The organism is Variovorax sp. Soil_C_26 (genome assembly GCF_057657075.1).
The window spans coordinates 245,411-262,154 of the sequence record NZ_JBDGJC010000003.1; the positions used below are offsets into that span (position 1 = coordinate 245,411).

A 16,744-nucleotide genomic window follows, 5' to 3' on the forward strand; every position below is an offset into this window, starting at 1 on the left:
TCAGGATGCCCGAGAACGAAATGTAGAACCCCAGATCGAGTGCCGCGCGAGCGACCTCGGCCGTCTCGGTGAAGCAGTGGAACACGCCGCCCGCCGCCCTGCCGCTGCCGTCCTCGCCCTCCTCCTTGAGGATCGCGAGCGTGTCGACCGACGCCTCGCGCGTGTGGATCACGAGCGGCATGCGCGTCTGCTGCGCGGCCCGGATGTGCACGCGGAAGCGGTCACGCTGCCATTCCATGTCGGCAATGCTGCGACCGCCCTTGCGCGCGTCCATCTGGTAGTAGTCGAGCCCGGTTTCGCCGATGGCCACCACGCGCGGCATGGCGGCGCGCCGCACGAGATCGTCTACCGTGGGCTCGGCGATGTCCTCGTTGTCCGGGTGCACGCCCACGCTGGCCCAGAAGTTGTCATAGCGCGCCGCGAGAGCCTGCACGTCGTCGAATTCCTCGAGCTTGGTGCAGATGCACAGCGCGCGGTCGACCCGCGCTTCGGCCATGGCGGCACGGATCTGCGGCATCTGGTCCGCGAATTCGGGAAAAGTGAGGTGGCAGTGGGAATCGGTGAACATGAAATATCGGAAGCCAAGACGGCCAATGCCAGGAATACCGCGGAACCGGCTCGGCCGGGCCGCTGGTATTGCCCCCGGTAGGGGGAGGGAGAAGCGACACGAAGTGCGCGCAGCCTGGGGGCGAGCCTAAATCGTTTGGGTCGGCCGGTCGGAGGCCATCGAGCCGCCGAGCGCCGCTTCGATGCGGGCCTTGAGCTGGCGCGACTTTTCGTCGGACGGAAAACGGATGCCCACGCCCGGCGCCCGGTTGCCGGCGGCGCGCGGCGGCGTGATCCAGGCGACCTTGCCGGCCACCGGATAGCGCTGCGGATCTTCGGGCAGCGTCAGCAGCACGTAGACGTCGTCGCCGAGCCGGTATTCGCGCGTGGTCGGAATAAAGATCCCACCCTCGGCAAACAGCGGGATGTAGGCCGCATAGAGCGCGCCCTTTTCCTTGATGGCGAGCTGGATCACGCTCGGCCGGGGCGGCATCGCGGCAGCAGCAGGTGCGGCGGGTCCAGCGGGGGCGGCAGGTTGGTTCATGGGCGGCGAGCGGCAGAGTTTAGGGTGGTTCGCGCTTCGCTCACAAGCGCTTCGAGCATGAGCCCCGCGTTGAAGGGGTGTTCGGCGGTACGCGCCGCGCTCGCGAGCGACTTCGACCAGCGCGCGAGCGCCAGGTGCGAAGGCACAGCGGGCGGCAGGTCTACAGCCTCGAAGAACCGAGGCGCGGCGCCGCTGCCGACCGCCATCAGGTCGTGGCACAGCTTCTGCAGTGCGCCGATCGCCTGGGCCGGCGCCTGGTCGGCGAGCGCGGCCACGTCGCCGCGTGCGATGGCCTTGGGCAGCAGCGACCAGGCCTTGGGCGACTGTCCGGCGCGCGCGAGCCGCAGGGCGTCGCTGGGCCGGCCGCCGGCCGCGCGGAGCAGCGCAGGGGCATCGGCGGCGGGCACATCGCGCGCGGCGAGCCAGGCTTCGGCCTCGGCGGTCGCGGGCCACGGCATCGTGAAGCCCAGGCAGCGGCTGCGGATGGTGGGCAGCAACTGCCAGGCCGCCTCGCTCGCGAGCACGAAGCGCACGTCGCCGACGGGTTCCTCGAGCGTCTTGAGCAGCGCGTTGGCCGTGATGTTGTTCATGCGCTCGGCCGGGTACACCAGCACCACCTTGCCGCGGCCGCGCGCACTGGTGCGCTGGGCAAAGCCGACGGCCTCGCGCATCGCCTCGACGCGGATCTCGCGGCTCGGCTTGCGCTTCTTGTCGTCGATGTCGGACTGAGCCTTCTCGTCGAGCGGCCAGCCCAGCTCCTGCATCGCAACTTCCGGCATCAGCACACAGAGGTCGGCATGCGTGCGCACCGCGATCGCATGGCAGCTCGGGCAATGGCCGCAGGCGCTGCCGCCCTCTTCCGCCGGCTGTTCGCAAAGCCAGGCGGCCGCGAGCGCGAGCGCCAGTTCGTACTGGCCCAGCCCCGAAGGGCCCTGCAGCAGCCAGGCATGGCCGCGCTGGCGCAGCAACTCGGCGAGCGGCCGGCGCAGCCAGGGCGACAGTGCGGAGGGAGCGCTCATTGGTGCACCCTTGGCGCTGCGCGCCTTCCCGCCAAGCGGGAGCGAGCTTGCTTGGGGCGGCCCGGCGCAGCGCTCATCGCCCGACCCCCACCGATGCCGGCGCGAACACCCCGCGCGCCACGAGCAACGCCTCGACCTGCTGCCAGACCTGGTCGCGGGTCTGGCTGGCGTCTATGCGGGCAAAGCGCGCCGCATCGGCGGCTGCGCGGGCCGCGTAGCCGGCGGCCACGCGGCGAAAGAACTCGACCGGCTGCGATTCGAACTTGTCGGGCAGCCGCGCGCCCGCGAGACGCTCGGCCGCGATTTCGGGCGCGAGGTCGAACCACAGCGTGATGTGCGGCTGCAGCAGCTGCCCTGCCGCTCCCCTGCCCCCCTGCACCCACTGTTCGAGCGTCGAGAGCACGGCGGCGTCGAAGTCGCGCCCTGCGCCTTGGTAGGCAAAAGTGGCGTCGGTGAAGCGGTCGCACAGCACCACATCGCCGCGCGCGAGCGCCGGCACGATCACCCGCACCACGTGGTCGCGGCGTGCAGCGAACACCAGCAGCGATTCGGTCAGCGGGTCCATCGGCTGTTCGAGCACCAGGCCCCTCAGCGTTTCGGCCAGCGGCGTGCCGCCCGGCTCGCGGGTGCGCACCACCGCGCGACCCTGGGCCCGGAAACGCGCCTCGATGGCGTCGAGGTGGCTCGACTTGCCGGCGCCATCGATGCCCTCGAGCGTGAGAAAAAGTCCTTCCCCGCGGCTCATTGGGGGGCCTTCGGCGGCTTGGGTTCGACACTGTTGCCACCACCCCCGCGCTGGTAGCGGTTGACGGCGCGGTTGTGCTCGTCGAGCGAATGGCTGAACTGGCTGGTGCCGTCGCCGCGCGAGACGAAGTAGAGCGACTTGCTCGACGCCGGCTGCACCGCGGCCAGCAGCGCGGCCTTGCCGGGCATCGCGATCGGCGTCGGCGGCAGGCCGCCGCGGGTGTAGGTGTTCCAGGGCGTGTCGGCCTGCAGGTCTTTCTTGCGCAGGTTGCCGTCGAAGGCGGTGCCCAGGCCGTAGATCACCGTCGGATCGGTCTGCAGCGGCATCCCGACGCGCAGCCGGTTCGCGAACACGGCCGAGATCTCGGCGCGATCCTGGGCCTTGCCTGTCTCCTTTTCGACAATACTGGCCAGAATCAGCGCGTCATCGGGCGATTTCAGCGGCAGGTCGGACGCCCGCGCCGCCCAGGCGGCTTCGAGCTTCTTGTCCATGGCCCGCATCGCGCGCTGCAGCAGCGCGATGTCGGTCGAGCCCTTCGAATAGGTGTAGGTGTCGGGAAAGAAGCGGCCCTCGGGATGCACGCCGGGCCGGCCGAGCCGGGCCATCAGTGCGTCGTCGGGCAGGCCGACGGTCTCGGGCTTGAGCTGTTCGGCCTTGGCGAGCGCGGCGCGCACCTGGCGGATGTTCCAGCCTTCGACGAGCACCACGCTCCGCGTGGCCTCTTCGCCGCGTACCAGCACGCTGAGCAGCGTCTGGGGCGTGATGCCGCGCGCCAGCTCGTAGCTGCCGGCGCGGATCTGCCGGTCTTGCCCCGAAAGACGGAACCAGAGGTAGAGCAGTTGCGGCTCCACGTCGGCGCCCGCATCGGCCACGGCCTGCGCGACGCCGCGCGGCGTGGTACCGGGTTCGACCGACAGGTCGAGGCTGGGCGCGGACAACTTGAGCGGCTGGTGCACCCACCAGAGGCCGGCGGCACCAAGGCCGAGCACGGTGAATGCGGCCAGCAGGAAGAGCGTGAGAAAGAAGCGGCGCACGGGTCCGTTGCAGTAGCGGGAGTTGGAAGAATGGGCGAGCGGATCGGAACCAATGGCCAGTGGCCTTGCGGAAACCGGGGCGGGATTCCCTGCAGGCGCGACGAAACGGCCGCGACCATGATAATTCAGCGATGACCCCTGTCGTTCTCAATGGTGTTACCGCTCTTTCACACCTCGGCGTGATCCGCGCCGAGGGTCCCGATGCCGCGAGCTTCCTGCACGGCCAGCTGACGCAAGACTTCGCGCTGCTCGGCCCCACCGAGGCCCGCCTGGCGGCGCTCTGCACGGCCAAGGGACGCGCGATCGCAAGCTTCATCGGCATCCGGCCGCAGCCCGACCTGGTGCTGCTGGTCTGCAGCCAGGACATCCTGGCGGCCACGCTCAAGCGCTTGTCGATGTACGTGCTGCGCGCCAAGGCCAAGCTCAGCGATGCCACCGGGCAGTTCGCGCTCTACGGCGTGGCGGGCACCGCGTTGGCGGCCAACGGCCTCGACGCTGCAGCCCTGCCCGGCCAACGCTCCGCGGTGGGCGAGGATGCGAGCGCGGTCTCGCTCTACCCGGCCGACGGCGTGCCGCGCGCGCTCTGGATCGCGCCGGTGGACAGCCCCGCGCCCACCGGTGCGCCGCTGGACGCCGCGCTCTGGCTCTGGAGCGAGGTTCGGAGCGGCATCGCGACCCTGACCACGCCGGTGGTCGAGGCCTTCGTGCCGCAGATGATCAATTACGAATCGGTCGGGGGCGTCAATTTCAAGAAGGGCTGCTACCCGGGCCAGGAGGTGGTAGCGCGCAGCCAGTTTCGCGGCACGCTCAAGCGCCGCACCTACATCGTGCGGGCTGATGCGCCGCTCGGCGCGGGCCAGGAAGTGTTCGCCGCAGGCGACGCCGAACAGCCCGTCGGCACCGTCGTGCAGGCCGCCGAGGCGCCCGCCGGCGGCTGGGCGGCGCTGGTGTCGGTCCAGATCTCGGCACTCGAGGCCGGCGGCCTCCGCGCGGGCGGTGCCGACGGGCCGGCACTCACGGTCGAACCGCTGCCCTACCCGCTGCTCGAAGACATCTAACTTCAGGAATGTTCCCGCGCATCCTTGCGCGATGCGATGGCTGGCGCTGCCCCGACAAGGCAGCGCCATTTTTTTTGCCTGCGCCTTGACCCCGTCTCGATCCCCGGCCCGTAGAAGCCGGACCGATCCACTACGGCCCAAGGAAATCCACCATGAAACGCAGACGCCTGCTTCCGATCGCCCTCGCCATTGCCATGGCCCCGCTTGCCGCCTCGGCCGAAAGCCCCCTGTGGCCGTACCCGGCGCCACCGGTTGCCCACCGCCTGGGCGCGCTGATGCAGGTCAGCGTGATCGACCGCGCCAGCGGCCGCGAACTTCCGCTGTACCGCCACCGGGGCGACCACTGGGTCGCCGGCCGGCCCGGCGCGCGCTATGCGATCCGCGTGCGCCATCCAGGCGGCGAACGCATCATGGCCGTGATGTCGGTGGACGGCATCAACATCGTCACCGGCGAAACCGCGGGCGTGCTGCAGAACGGCTACGTCTTTTCGGGCGGCAAACGCAGCGACATCGCGGGCTGGCGCAAGAGCGACTCGCAGATCGCGGCCTTCGAGTTCACCTCGGTCGGTGCGTCGTACGCGAGCCGCACCGGCCGGCCCGACGACGTGGGCGTGATCGGCGTGGCGATGTTCCGCGAGCGCGTGCCGCATCCGCCTGTGCCGGACGAGCCCGTCGTGCCGCAGGCCCGCGCTGCCGACAGCGCGGCGGAAGCCGCAATGCCGGGCGCCTCGGCCAAGGGCGGCCTCGCGCGGCAGGCGGCACCTGCTCCCAGCCTCGGCACGGGGCACGGCCGGCGCGAGGCCTCGCACGTGGGCCACACCACCTTCGAGCGCGCAGGTCCGTCGCCCAACGAGATGGTGCGCATCCGCTACGACAGCCGCGAAAACCTGGTGGCGGCCGGCATCATCCCCGTGCCGCCGCCGCGCTGGCCGCGCCCAGAAGGTCCGTCGGCCTTCCCTAGGTCGGACACGGGCTACGTGCCCGATCCGCCGCCGCGGTACTGAGACTTCTCAGTTCAGCGCCCGCCGCATCTCGATGTGCGGGATGCCGGCTTCCTCGAAGGGCTCGCCATGCACCTGGTAGCCCCGCCGCGCATAGAAGCGCTCGGCGCGGCGCTGCGCATGCAGGCCGATCTCGCGGTCGCCCCGCGCGCGGGCGGCGTCCTCGAGCGCCTGCATGACGGACGCGCCATGGCCGCCGCTGCGCAGCGTGCGGTGCACCGCCATGCGGCCGAGCATCGCGGTGCCGTCGACGGCGTCGAGCAGGCGGCCGGTGGCGATCACCTGGCCGAGCCGGTTGCGCACCACCGCATGCAGCACCACTTCATCGTGCGCGTCCCACTCGAGCTCCTTGGGGATGTTCTGTTCCTCGATGAAGACCGCGCGGCGCAGCGCGCCCGCACCTTCGCCGAGCGTCTTCCAGTCGCCGGTCTCCACCGTGCACATCGGCTCGCCGGCCTCGAAGCCCAGCAGCGTCTCACGCAGCGCCGCGGGCACCGGCTTCGAGGTCTGCGTGGCCGGATCGGCGAACACGTAGACCAGTTCGCAGCCGACCAGGTACTGGTCCTGGCGGAACAGCGCGCCCTCGAACACCATCGACGAATTGCCGACACGCGCGCATTTCATGCCCACGTCGATCACGTCGTCCATGCGCGCCGAGGCGCGGAAGTCGATCGTCGCGCGGCGCACGTACAGGTCGCCGCCCAGCGCCTGCATGGCCTCCTCGTACGGCAGCGCGAGCGCGCGCCAGTAGTCGGCGACGGCGGTGTCGAAATACATCAGGTAGTGCGCGTTGAATACGATCTTCTGCATGTCGACCTCGGCCCAGCGCACGCGCAGCCGATGGAAGAAGCGGAAGTCTTTTCGCTGGGGAAGGGTCGTTGTTGTCTCGGTCATGGTTTCAATGCTTCTCGGAGTGCGCGCGCGGCATCGTCCTGCGCCTGCAGTGCCTCGGGAATGGCACGCCCCATCTTAAGAAATTCGTGGATGACGCCGCGGTAGATCTCGAGGTCGACCGGCACGCCGGCCGCACGCAGCTTGTCGGCATAGGCGATGCCTTCGTCCACCACCGGATCGCATTCGGCCAGCCCGATCCAGGCCGGCGCCACGCCGTCGACGTCGTCGGCCAGCAGCGGTGCGAAGCGCCAGTCGTCGCGCTCGGCCGGTGTGTTCACGTACTGGCCGAAGAAGTAATCGATCATGGCCTTGGTCAAGAGCGGCCCGTCGGCGAAGCGCCGGTGCGAGTCGGTGTCCTGGTGCGCCGTGGTGCCCGGGTAGATCAGCATCTGCAGCGCGAGCGGCAGCCCCGCGTCGCGCGCGAGGATGGCGCACACCGCCGCCAGCGTGCCGCCTGCACTGTCGCCGCCCACGGCGAGGCGGCCGGTGTCGAGGCCGAGCCGCGCGCCCTCCTTCGCCACGAACGCGAAGGCGTCCCAGGCATCGTTCGAGGCGGTCGGAAACTTGTGCGCGGGCGCGAGCCGGTAGTCGACCGACACCACCGCGCAGCCGCTCTTCACGCTCAGCACGCGGCACAGCGTGTCGTGCGTGCGGATGCTGCCCACGGTGAAGCCGCCGCCGTGAAAGTACACCAGCGCCGGGAGCTTCTGCGCCGACGGCATTGAAGGTGCATAGAGCCGCGCCGGCAGTTCGGCGCTGTCGCGCGCGGCAATCGCGAAATCCTCGATGCGCGCCAGCTCGGGCTTGGGCACCTCGAGCACGCCGGCGCCTTTCTCGTAGGCGGCTTTGGCCTCGTCGGGGGCGAGCTGGTCCAGGCTCGGGTGGCCGGCACGCGCCATGCGTTCGACGACGCTGGCCATCTTGGCGGTCAGCGATGTGCCCGACGCGACAGCGCCAAGGGTTTTGTTCATGTGCAAGACTGGCTGCTCTTGATAGATTCGATGGTCGGCAATCGTACTGCCCCACGCACTCACGCCCATGGCCCTGATCCAATACCTCACCCAGATCCAGTTCGAATTCGGCGCGATCAAGCTGCTCGCCAGCGAGTGCGCCCGCATCGGCATCCAGCGCCCGCTGATCGTCACCGACGCCGGTGTGCGCGCGGCCGGCGTGCTGCAGAAGGCGCTCGACGCCCTCACCGACATTGAAGACGTCGCCGTGTTCGACCAGACGCCCTCCAACCCCACCGAGGCCGCGGTGCGCGCTGCGGTCGAGATGTACCGCAGCGCGCGCTGCGACGGGCTCATCGCCGTTGGCGGCGGCTCGGCGATCGACTGCGCCAAGGGCGTGGCGATCGCGGCCACGCACGACGGCCCGCTCAAGACCTACGCCACCATCGAAGGCGGCTCACCGAAGATCACCGAGCGCGTGGTGCCGATCGTCGCGGTGCCCACCACCAGCGGCACCGGCAGCGAAGTGGCGCGCGGCGCGATCGTCATCGTGGACGACCACCGCAAGCTCGGCTTCCACAGCTGGTTCCTGATGCCCAAGGCCGCAATCTGCGACCCCGAGCTCACGCTCGGCCTGCCGCCCCGGCTCACGGCCGCCACCGGCATGGACGCGATCGCGCACTGCATGGAAACCTTCATGTCGGCGGCCTTCAACCCGCCGGCCGACGGCATCGCGCTCGACGGCCTGGAGCGCGCCTGGGGCCACATCGAGCGCGCCACCAACCACGGCAGCGACCGCGAGGCACGCCTCAACCTCATGAGCGCGTCGATGCAGGGCGCCATGGCGTTCCAGAAGGGCCTGGGCTGCGTGCACTCGCTGAGCCACAGCCTGGGTGGCGTCGACCCGCGGTTGCACCACGGCACGCTCAACGCCCTCTTCCTGCCCGCGGTGATCCGCTTCAACGCGGGGGCCGAGTCGGTCCAGAAAGAGCAGCGCTTGCAGCGCATGGCGCAGGCCATGCACCTCGATTCGGCCGGCGACCTGGCCGAGGCGATCCGCGACATGAACGCGCGCCTGGGCATGCCCAAGGGCCTGGCCGAAGTGGGCGTGACGCCCGCGATGTTCGAGAAGATCATCGACGGCGCCATGGCCGACCACTGCCACAAGACCAATCCGCGGCTCGCGTCGCGCGACGACTACACGGCGATGCTCGAAGCGTCGATGTAAGCGTTTTGTAGCTGCGCTGTTCGGGGCGGCTGTTCAGGGCGGCGACCACGCCGACGGGGTACCTTGCTCCGCGAATGTCCCCCGGGCTTCGCCCTCCTCCTTTATTTCGCTGCGCAAGGCACCCCATCGGCGTGATCGTTGCACGGAGCGGGGGTTGATCAGCGATGCACAACGAGCGTGCCCTGTGCCCAGGGTACCGGGTGCTCCCCGCAGCGAAATAAAGGAGGAGCCGAAGGCGGGGGACATTCGCGGAGGGGAGTACCCGGTACCCTGGGCACCCGCCCTGAACGACAGCCATCACCAAAGCCCGCACGTCATCCACATGACATAAGCATTTCCTAGACTGTTTCCGAAGGCCTGCAACCGCAGCAGCCCCAGGTAGCCAGGGAAATCCGAATGACGCGTACCGTCCAGGTCCACACCGCACTGACCGCCGAGCAGCTCAGGTTCCGCGCGATGCGGGGACGGGAAGGCCTCTCGCAGCTGTTCGAGTTCGAGGTCGACATGGTCAGCCCCAGCTTCAACCTCGATTTGAAGAAGCTGCTCGGCACCTCGCTCACCCTCGAGATCACCGATGGCGCCACGCCGCGCCACCTCAACGGCATCGTGGTGCGCTTCGAGCTCGTGGGCCGTGCCAACGAAACCGGCCGCCACTACGTGTACCGCGCGCTGGTGCAGCCGTGGCTCTGGTTCCTCACGCGCACCACCGACTGCCGCATCTTTCAGAACAGGAGCGTGCCCGAGGTGCTCGACGAGGTGCTCGGCAAGTACGGCTTCGAGTTCGAGAAGCGCCTCACGGGCAGCTACCGCCCGTGGGAATATTGCGTGCAGTACCAGGAGAGCGATTTCGCGTTCGTGAGCCGGCTCATGGAGCACGAAGGCATCGCCTACCACTTCGAGCATTCGCGCAACACCCACATGCTGGTGCTGGCCGACGACACCGGCAGCTACGGCAAGCTGCCGGCCTACCCGCGCATCGCCTACCGCTCGCGTGACCGCGTGCTGCATGCGATGGAACCATGCATCGACAAGTGGCGTGTCGCCGAGCAGATCACCGCGGGCCGGGTGATGCTCGACGACTTCGATTTCAGGAAATCGCGCGCCTCGCTGCAGAGCGTGCGCCAGGACCCGAAGGGCCACGACCATTCGAGCTACGAAGTCTATGAATGGCTCGGCGGCTACAGCGAACACCAGCAGGGCGACACCTACGCCAAGATCCGGTTGCAGGAGCTGCAGGGCGCGCACGAACTCGCCGCGGGCCACACCAACGTGGTCGGCATGGCACCGGGCTACCTGTTCGAGATGACGCACTGCCCGCGCGAATCGGACAACCGCGAATACCTCGTCACCGAGACGCGCTACGACCTGCAGGAACCCGACTATTCCACCGGGACCACCGAGTCGATCTGCCAGTTCGACTTCACCGTGCTGCCGTCGAGCGTGCCCTTTCGCCCCGCGCGCAAGACACCGAAGCCGCGCACCAACGGCCCCCAGACCGCCACCGTCGTCGGCCCCGAAGAGATCTGGACCGACCGCTTCGGCCGCGTGAAGCTGCAGTTCCGCTGGGACCGCTACGGCCAGGCCGACGAGAACAGCTCGTGCTGGGTGCGGGTGTCGAGCAGCTGGGCCGGCGCCAACTTCGGCACCATGCACATGCCGCGCGTGGGCCAGGAAGTGATCGTCGATTTCATCGGCGGCGAGCCCGACCGGCCGATCATCACCGGCCGCGTCTACAACAACGACCAGATGCCGCCCTGGGAACTGCCCGCCAACGCCACGGCCAGCGGCATCCTCACGCGCTCCAGCAGCGGCGGCGCGGCCAACCAGGCCAACATGCTGCGTTTCGAGGACCGCACGGGCGCCGAGCAGATCCTGCTGCATGCCGAGCGCAACCTCGACGTCGAGGTCGAGGCCGACGAGACGCACACCACCGGCGGCACGCGCACCACGCGCATCGAGGGCCACGAGTCGTCCACCTACCTGAGCGGCGAAACGCGCGACATCACGGCCGGCGCCAAGGAGACCATCACCGGCGGCGACACCCGCGACGTGACCGGCGGCTTCAGCGAGACGGTGAGCGGCGGCGTCACGCAGAGCATCACGGGCGGCAAGACGCGCACCCTCAGCGGCGGCCTGAACGACACCATCAGCGGCGGCGTGAACCTGGCGATCTCGGGCGGCTTCAACGGCACCATCGACGGCCAGGAAATCCGCTTCGTGAGCGGCGGGCGCAACGACACGGTCAACACGATCAACAACGTGACCGTCAACGGCCCGTCGAACACGGTGGTGACCGGGCCCACGGTGCACACCTCGCCCGACGTGATCTTCAACACCACGAACCACATCCACAACACGACGCAGCACGTCATCAACACCAACGTCTACAACACCACGTCGAGCACCTACAACAACACGACGAACAACTACACCAACAACTCGACTGTCTACAACAACAACTATGCGACCAGCGGCGACTGGCGGCTCCATCGCATGGGTGGCGTGGGCTTCCGGTTGAGCCTGGTCGGCATGTCGCTCGACGTGTGGGGCGCGCGGCTGCAGTACTACGCGGCGCTCAACGCGCAGATCGCCACGGTCAAGATCGATGTCGCGCTGTTCTCGCTCAAGAACGAGCCGCTCGAGGTCACCGCCAGGGGGCTTTCGATCGCGAACAAGGGCATGCTCATCGCTACCGGCGGCCTGGCGGCGAAGTTCAAGGTCCTGACCTTGGTGGCCTGAGAGGCCTGGAGCGAATCGGCAACGATGGAAATCATTCTCTGGATCGTCTTCGCGGTGCTGATGGGATCGATGCTCGCGGTGGCGGCCTCGGTGGTGATCGTGGCCACACACGAGAACCGCATCTATTCGGCCGAGGCAAAGACCTGGGAGCGCCTGGCGCAGACCGGCGTGCCCGCCGAGGCCGTGGTCGAGTCGCTCAAGCGTTCCGAGAACGAGCTGACCCGCGGCGGCACGCAGGGGCAGAAGGTGTGTGCCGTCGAGCTGGCGTTGCGGCTGGTCGACAACGATGCGGCCTGGGCCGAACGGCCCGCCGTCGTGCGCACGCTGATCGACGAGAGCCTGCTGCCGCAGTTCGCGGTGCCCGGCAAGCCGGTGCACCTGCTGCGCGACCCGAACGACGCCTCGATCCTCGCCATCGACCGCTCGCGCACGCCGCTCGAGATTCCCCGCGCCTCCGCGTGAAAAGCGTCAAACCCCTGCGGCTGAGCGTGATCACGCGGCCTTTCCTGCGCTCGGGCCGGCAGCGCCTGGCGCTCACCGTGATGGGCATGATCTCGATGGACGAAAAGCCCGTGCTGCTGCCCGAGACCGAGTTCTGGAAGACGGTCTCCGAGGAGCTCGGCCCGACCGGCGCCATCGATCTCGGCATGCCCAAGCCCTGCGCCGAGTTCCTCGCCACGGGCCATGCCTATACGCACCACCAGGCCGAGAAGACCGCCTGCGCGGTCGAACTCCAGGTGGGCGCGCTGGTGCGGCAGTTCGTGGTCTTCGGCGACCGCTACTGGATCGACGGCCGCGCGAGCGCGCCGCAGCCCTTCGAATCGATGCGGCTGGACTGGACGCGCGCCTTCGGCGGTCCCGCCTGTGCCGACAATCCGTTGGGCATCGGGCACCAACCCGAACTCGTCCAGGGCCTGCAGGTGCAGCGGCTGCCCAACGTGGAGCATCCGAACCGCCGCATCGACCACCCCGGACGCGCCGTCGAACCGGCCTGCCCCGGCGCCATCGACGTGAGCTGGCCCGCACGCATGCGCCTGATCGGCAGCGACTACGGCACGCACTGGCGTGAGAACCTCTTCCCCGGCTTTGCCGAAGACATGGACTGGCGGCTCTTCAACGCCGCCGCGCCCGCGCAGCGCTGGCCGCAGGACGACCGCATCGCCGGCGGCACGCCCTACCAGATCCTCAACATGCATCCCGCCGAGCCCGTGCAGCGCGGGCGGCTGCCCGACTGGCGCGCCCGCGGCTTCATCGCGCGCCGGACCGGCGCGGGCGCAAGTGCAGAGCCCGAGCGCTTCGAGGAGATCGACCTGCGGCTCACCACCGCCTGGTTCTTTCCGCACCGCGAGCAGATCGCGCTGATCTTCCATGGCGAGACCGACATCGCGGAAGACGACGCCGCCGACGTCACGCACGTCATGCCGGCCATCGAACAGGCCGCCGAGCCGCCCCGCCCGCTCGCGCACTACCTCGAAACCCTGCAGCGGCGCAGCAATCCCGAGACGGGCGCGCTCTACACCTTCCGCGACGAGGAGCTGCTGCCGGCCGAATGCATCGGTCCGTGGATCGACCGCACCGAGCAGGACGAAGAAGAATCGCCGCTCATGCGCAACATGCAGGAGCGCGCCCGCCTGCTTCGCGAAGACATCGCACGGCAGGGCATGGCCGCGGGCCACAAGGCGCGCCACTTCAGGGAGCGCCCGGTGCCCGAGCCCTTCACCCGCATGCCCACGCTGAGCGAGCTGCCCGAATTCATGGCGCAGGCCAAGGCCTACGAGCGCGAACAGACGACCAGGCTCGAAGAGGCCCGACGCGAACTCGCCGAGCACGGCAAGGCCAATGCGGTGCAGTCGCGCAAGGTCGGCTTCGACACCGGCGAGATGGTCGAGAACGCCGGCCGCACCCAGGTCAAGGGTCCGCCGGCATTCGACGCGAAGAGCGTGATGAAGGGCATGCTCGGCATCGCGCCCGCCACGCGCAGCGCGCAGATGCCGCCCGAGCAGCAGCACGAACTCGCGCAGGCGGCCGAACGCGGGCGGCGCGGACTGATCGACATGTACCGGCTCGGCGCGCAGCACCAGACCGCGGCCGATGCGCTGGACGGCGAGCGCGCCGCCGAGGTGCGCGAGCGTGTGCGCGACATCATGGCCACCACGCGCGACCTCTCCGGCATGGACCTGACCGGCGCCGACCTCTCGGGCATGGACCTGCGCGGCGCGGTGCTGCGCCGCACCCTGCTCGAAAGCGCCAGGCTCGTGGGCGCGCAGCTCGACGGCGCCGATGCGACCGAAGCCGTGCTGGTGCGCGCCGACCTGTCGCGCGCGTCGCTGGCCGGCTGCGTGCTGCACCAGGCCAACCTGAGCCTCGCGCACTGCGCGCACACCTCGTTCACCGGCGCGGCGCTGCACGAGACCACGATCGAGAAGACCCGCTTCGACCACTGCGACTTCAGCGGCGCGCGGCTCGCGCACCTGAACCTCTTCGGCATGCATTTCGAAGGCTGCCGCTTCGACGCCGCGCAGCTCGACTACGTCACGCTGCTCGAAGGCAGCCGGCTCGTCGACTGCAGTTTTCGCGAGGCGCGGCTGCACAAGTTCGGGCTCATCTCGTGCCACGTCGAGCACCTCGATTTTTCGGGCGCTTCGCTCGAAGCCTGCGCCTGGGCCCACACGCCGGGCGACACCGGCGTGGTGTTTCGCGGCGCCACGCTGCGCACCAGCTGCTTCGTCGGCACCAGCAGCCTGCGCAATGCCGACTTCGAGGGTGCCACGCTGCTGCACTGCAGCCTGCGCGAGATGCCGCTCGATGGCGCGCGCTTCGTCGCCGCCACGCTCGACACCTGCGATCTCTCGTCGTGCGCGCTGGTCGGCGCCGACCTGAGCGCCATCGACGCGCCCGACAGCCTTTTCATCCGCGCCGACTTCACGCACGCCTCGCTCTCTGGCGCCAACCTCATGAATGCGCATCTGCAGAAATCCCGCTTCGTCGGCACCGATCTGCGCGACGCCAACCTGTTCCGCGCCGACGTGTCCCAGTCGGTGATCGACACGGTGACCGAAACCCGCGGCGCCTACCTCGAGCAGTCCAAGACCCTCCCACGCCGCGCGGCGGATCCGGTGCAATGACGCCGGAGACTCTTGCGCAGAAACTCCGCACCGGCGAACACATCCAGGGGCAGGACTTCAAGGGCATGAACTTCGACGGCCTCGACCTGCGCGGGGGCGCGCTGCGCGAATGCGACTTTTCGGGGGCCAGCCTGCGCGGCGCGCGCCTCGGGGAGTCGGCTTTCGACGCCTGCCGGTTCGAGGCCGCGGTGCTCGACGGCGCCGACCTGCAGCGCGCGGCCTTCCACCAGTGCGCATTGTCCGGCGCGCGCCTGCGCGGCGCCGCGATGGGCCGGACCACCTTCAGCGGCTGCGACCTGCGCGAAGCCGATTTCGCCGAGGCCGCGGCCGGGCTCGCCACCTTCCACCAGAGCCAGCTCCAGGCAGCAGACTTCCAGCGCGCGGACCTGACCAAGGCGGTGTTCGGCGAATCGAATCTCGCGGAGACCCGCTTCACAGAGGTGGCGCTGAACACCACCGTGTACTACCGCGCCGAACTGCGCGGCGCGCACTTCGCGGGCGCCAGCTTCCACAACGTCATCTTCAGCGAGGCCGACCTCGCGGGGCAGGATTTCTCGGGACAATCGTTCCACCTGTGCCAGTTCATCGATGCCGACCTGCGCGGCTGCAACTTCGATCGGGCGCAGTTGAGCCAATGCAACTTCAAGGGCGCGAAGCTGGCGCGCGCGGTGCTCACCGGCGTCGAGGCACCGCAGTGCCTCTTTCCCGAGGCCGACCTGCGGCATGCCGACGCGCGCGGCGCGCGGTTCGATCAGAGCCTCTGGGTCGATGCCCTGCTCGACGACGCCGACCTGTCGGATGCGCAGCTCACGCAATGCGTGTTCCACCGCGCGCACTGCCGGCGGACCTCGTTCGCGCGCAGCCATCTGGTGTATGCCGACTTCGCCTATGCCGACCTCAGCGACGCCGACATGCGCGGCGCAATGTTCCAGCGCACCCAGACCCATCGTGCGCTGCAGGCCGGCACGCGATGGAGCGACCGCCTCGGCGTGCTCGACAGCGACCCCGCGCTGTTCGAGGCCGAGCGCTTCTCGGCGGCACGGCGGCTGCGCCCGCAGCGCGCAGGCCGCGACACCTTCGGGCGTCCGCTGCCGCCTGGCGCCGATCCTTCCGGCCCTTCCGGCCCTTCCGAGGAGACCATGCCATGAACCAACGCACCGCTCGGCAGCCCGAAGCCGACCCGGCGCCCGCCGAGGCCATGCCCGACGAGATGCACGTGCTGCTGCGCCGGCCGCTGCCGGCGGCGGCATCGACCGCCTGGAACGGCAGCGCCCTCGGCACCGTCGTCGAGGCGCTCGGCAGCGACGGCTATCGCGTCGCCGCGCAGGCGGGCGGCGAGCGCTGGCGCTGCACCCGCGCCGCGAGCTGCCTGCTGCAGCCGGCCATCGGCGACACCGTGCTCGTAGCGGGGCCGGAGCGCGAGCAGCTCTACCTGATCGCGGTCGTCGCCCAGGCCGATCCGGGCCGCTCGCAGCTCGTGGTGAACGGCGATCTGACGCTGCACGCACGCAGCGGCGGTATCGCGCTGCAGGCCGACACGCAGCTCGACCTTCGCGCGACCGAGTTCAACCTGCAGGCACGGAAGGCGCAGGTCGAACTGACCGACCTGGACTATCGCGGCGCCGAGGTCCGCGTAACGACGCTGGTCGCACGCTTCGTCGGCCGCACGCTCGAGACGGTGCTCGACCGGCTGAGCGTGCTCACGCGCTCCAGCTTCCGCCTGACCGAAGAGGTCGAACAGGTGCGCGCAGGCCAGATCGACATGCAGGCGACGGAGACGATGCGCCTGCACGCGAAGAACACCCTGGTCAGCAGCAAGGCGCTGGTCAAGGTCGACGCCGAGCAGATCCACATGGGCTGA

Annotated in this window: 15 protein-coding genes; 8 read left to right on the top strand and 7 right to left on the bottom strand. The window is 69.5% G+C overall.

What is annotated here, in order from left to right; genetic code table 11:
• From AC3A6G_RS10650 to mltG, 5 genes are all read right to left on the bottom strand, one after another.
• A partial coding sequence (locus AC3A6G_RS10650) for a TatD family hydrolase (protein ID WP_487873613.1) occupies nt 1-568 on the bottom strand: 568 nt, incomplete at its 3' end.
• Between the two features lie 126 nt (nt 569-694).
• Nucleotides 695-1,090: a PilZ domain-containing protein gene (locus tag AC3A6G_RS10655; RefSeq protein ID WP_487859108.1), complete on the bottom strand. Its 396-nt coding sequence runs from the start codon at nt 1,088-1,090 to the stop codon at nt 695-697.
• Nucleotides 1,087-2,109 carry a DNA polymerase III subunit delta' gene (locus AC3A6G_RS10660; RefSeq protein WP_487859107.1) on the bottom strand — a complete coding sequence of 341 codons (1,023 nt, stop codon included), beginning with the start codon at nt 2,107-2,109 and terminating at the stop codon, nt 1,087-1,089. Before AC3A6G_RS10660 ends, AC3A6G_RS10655 begins: the two co-directional genes overlap by 4 nt.
• 73 nt (nt 2,110-2,182) lie before the next feature.
• Entirely contained in the window at nt 2,183-2,854 is a 672-nt protein-coding gene (gene tmk / locus AC3A6G_RS10665; RefSeq protein WP_487859106.1) for a dTMP kinase, read from the bottom strand.
• Complete coding sequence (gene mltG / locus AC3A6G_RS10670) at nt 2,851-3,888, bottom strand: endolytic transglycosylase MltG (RefSeq protein ID WP_487859105.1); 1,038 nt, start codon at nt 3,886-3,888, stop codon at nt 2,851-2,853. Before mltG ends, tmk begins: the two co-directional genes overlap by 4 nt.
• 131 nt (nt 3,889-4,019) lie before the next feature.
• On the opposite strand from mltG, the gene ygfZ reads away from it, so the two are divergent.
• Nucleotides 4,020-4,946, top strand: coding sequence for a CAF17-like 4Fe-4S cluster assembly/insertion protein YgfZ (gene ygfZ, locus AC3A6G_RS10675; RefSeq protein ID WP_487859104.1), 927 nt, complete (start codon nt 4,020-4,022; stop codon nt 4,944-4,946).
• Between the two features lie 152 nt (nt 4,947-5,098).
• A complete protein-coding gene (locus AC3A6G_RS10680) occupies nt 5,099-5,950 on the top strand; it encodes a hypothetical protein (RefSeq protein ID WP_487859103.1) in 852 nt (283 codons plus the stop codon).
• A 6-nt stretch (nt 5,951-5,956) separates the two neighbouring features.
• Here the strand turns inward: AC3A6G_RS10680 and AC3A6G_RS10685 are convergent, their stop codons facing one another.
• Together AC3A6G_RS10685 and AC3A6G_RS10690 are read right to left on the bottom strand one after the other, a co-directional pair.
• Nucleotides 5,957-6,841, bottom strand: coding sequence for a YbgC/FadM family acyl-CoA thioesterase (locus AC3A6G_RS10685; protein WP_487859102.1), 885 nt, complete (start codon nt 6,839-6,841; stop codon nt 5,957-5,959).
• Entirely contained in the window at nt 6,838-7,812 is a 975-nt protein-coding gene (locus AC3A6G_RS10690; RefSeq protein WP_487859101.1) for an alpha/beta hydrolase, read from the bottom strand. Before AC3A6G_RS10690 ends, AC3A6G_RS10685 begins: the two co-directional genes overlap by 4 nt.
• A 67-nt stretch (nt 7,813-7,879) precedes the next feature.
• On the opposite strand from AC3A6G_RS10690, the gene AC3A6G_RS10695 reads away from it, so the two are divergent.
• The 6 genes from AC3A6G_RS10695 to AC3A6G_RS10720 all read left to right on the top strand — a co-directional run bounded on the left by AC3A6G_RS10695 (nt 7,880) and on the right by AC3A6G_RS10720 (nt 16,744).
• Nucleotides 7,880-9,019, top strand: coding sequence for an iron-containing alcohol dehydrogenase (locus AC3A6G_RS10695; protein ID WP_487859100.1), 1,140 nt, complete (start codon nt 7,880-7,882; stop codon nt 9,017-9,019).
• 396 nt (nt 9,020-9,415) lie between these two features.
• The gene (locus AC3A6G_RS10700; RefSeq protein WP_487859099.1) at nt 9,416-11,758 is read left to right on the top strand and encodes a type VI secretion system Vgr family protein; all 2,343 of its coding nucleotides are present in this window, start codon (nt 9,416-9,418) and stop codon (nt 11,756-11,758) included.
• Between the two features lie 24 nt (nt 11,759-11,782).
• Nucleotides 11,783-12,220, top strand: coding sequence for a hypothetical protein (locus AC3A6G_RS10705; RefSeq protein WP_487859098.1), 438 nt, complete (start codon nt 11,783-11,785; stop codon nt 12,218-12,220).
• Nucleotides 12,217-14,883, top strand: coding sequence for a DUF2169 family type VI secretion system accessory protein (locus AC3A6G_RS10710; protein ID WP_487859097.1), 2,667 nt, complete (start codon nt 12,217-12,219; stop codon nt 14,881-14,883). Before AC3A6G_RS10705 ends, AC3A6G_RS10710 begins: the two co-directional genes overlap by 4 nt.
• On the top strand, nt 14,880-16,031 hold the full coding sequence (locus AC3A6G_RS10715) for a pentapeptide repeat-containing protein (protein ID WP_487859096.1): 1,152 nt from the start codon (nt 14,880-14,882) through the stop codon (nt 16,029-16,031). The genes AC3A6G_RS10710 and AC3A6G_RS10715 overlap by 4 nt, the downstream gene beginning before the upstream one ends.
• Nucleotides 16,028-16,744: a DUF3540 domain-containing protein gene (locus AC3A6G_RS10720; protein ID WP_487859095.1), complete on the top strand. Its 717-nt coding sequence runs from the start codon at nt 16,028-16,030 to the stop codon at nt 16,742-16,744. Before AC3A6G_RS10715 ends, AC3A6G_RS10720 begins: the two co-directional genes overlap by 4 nt.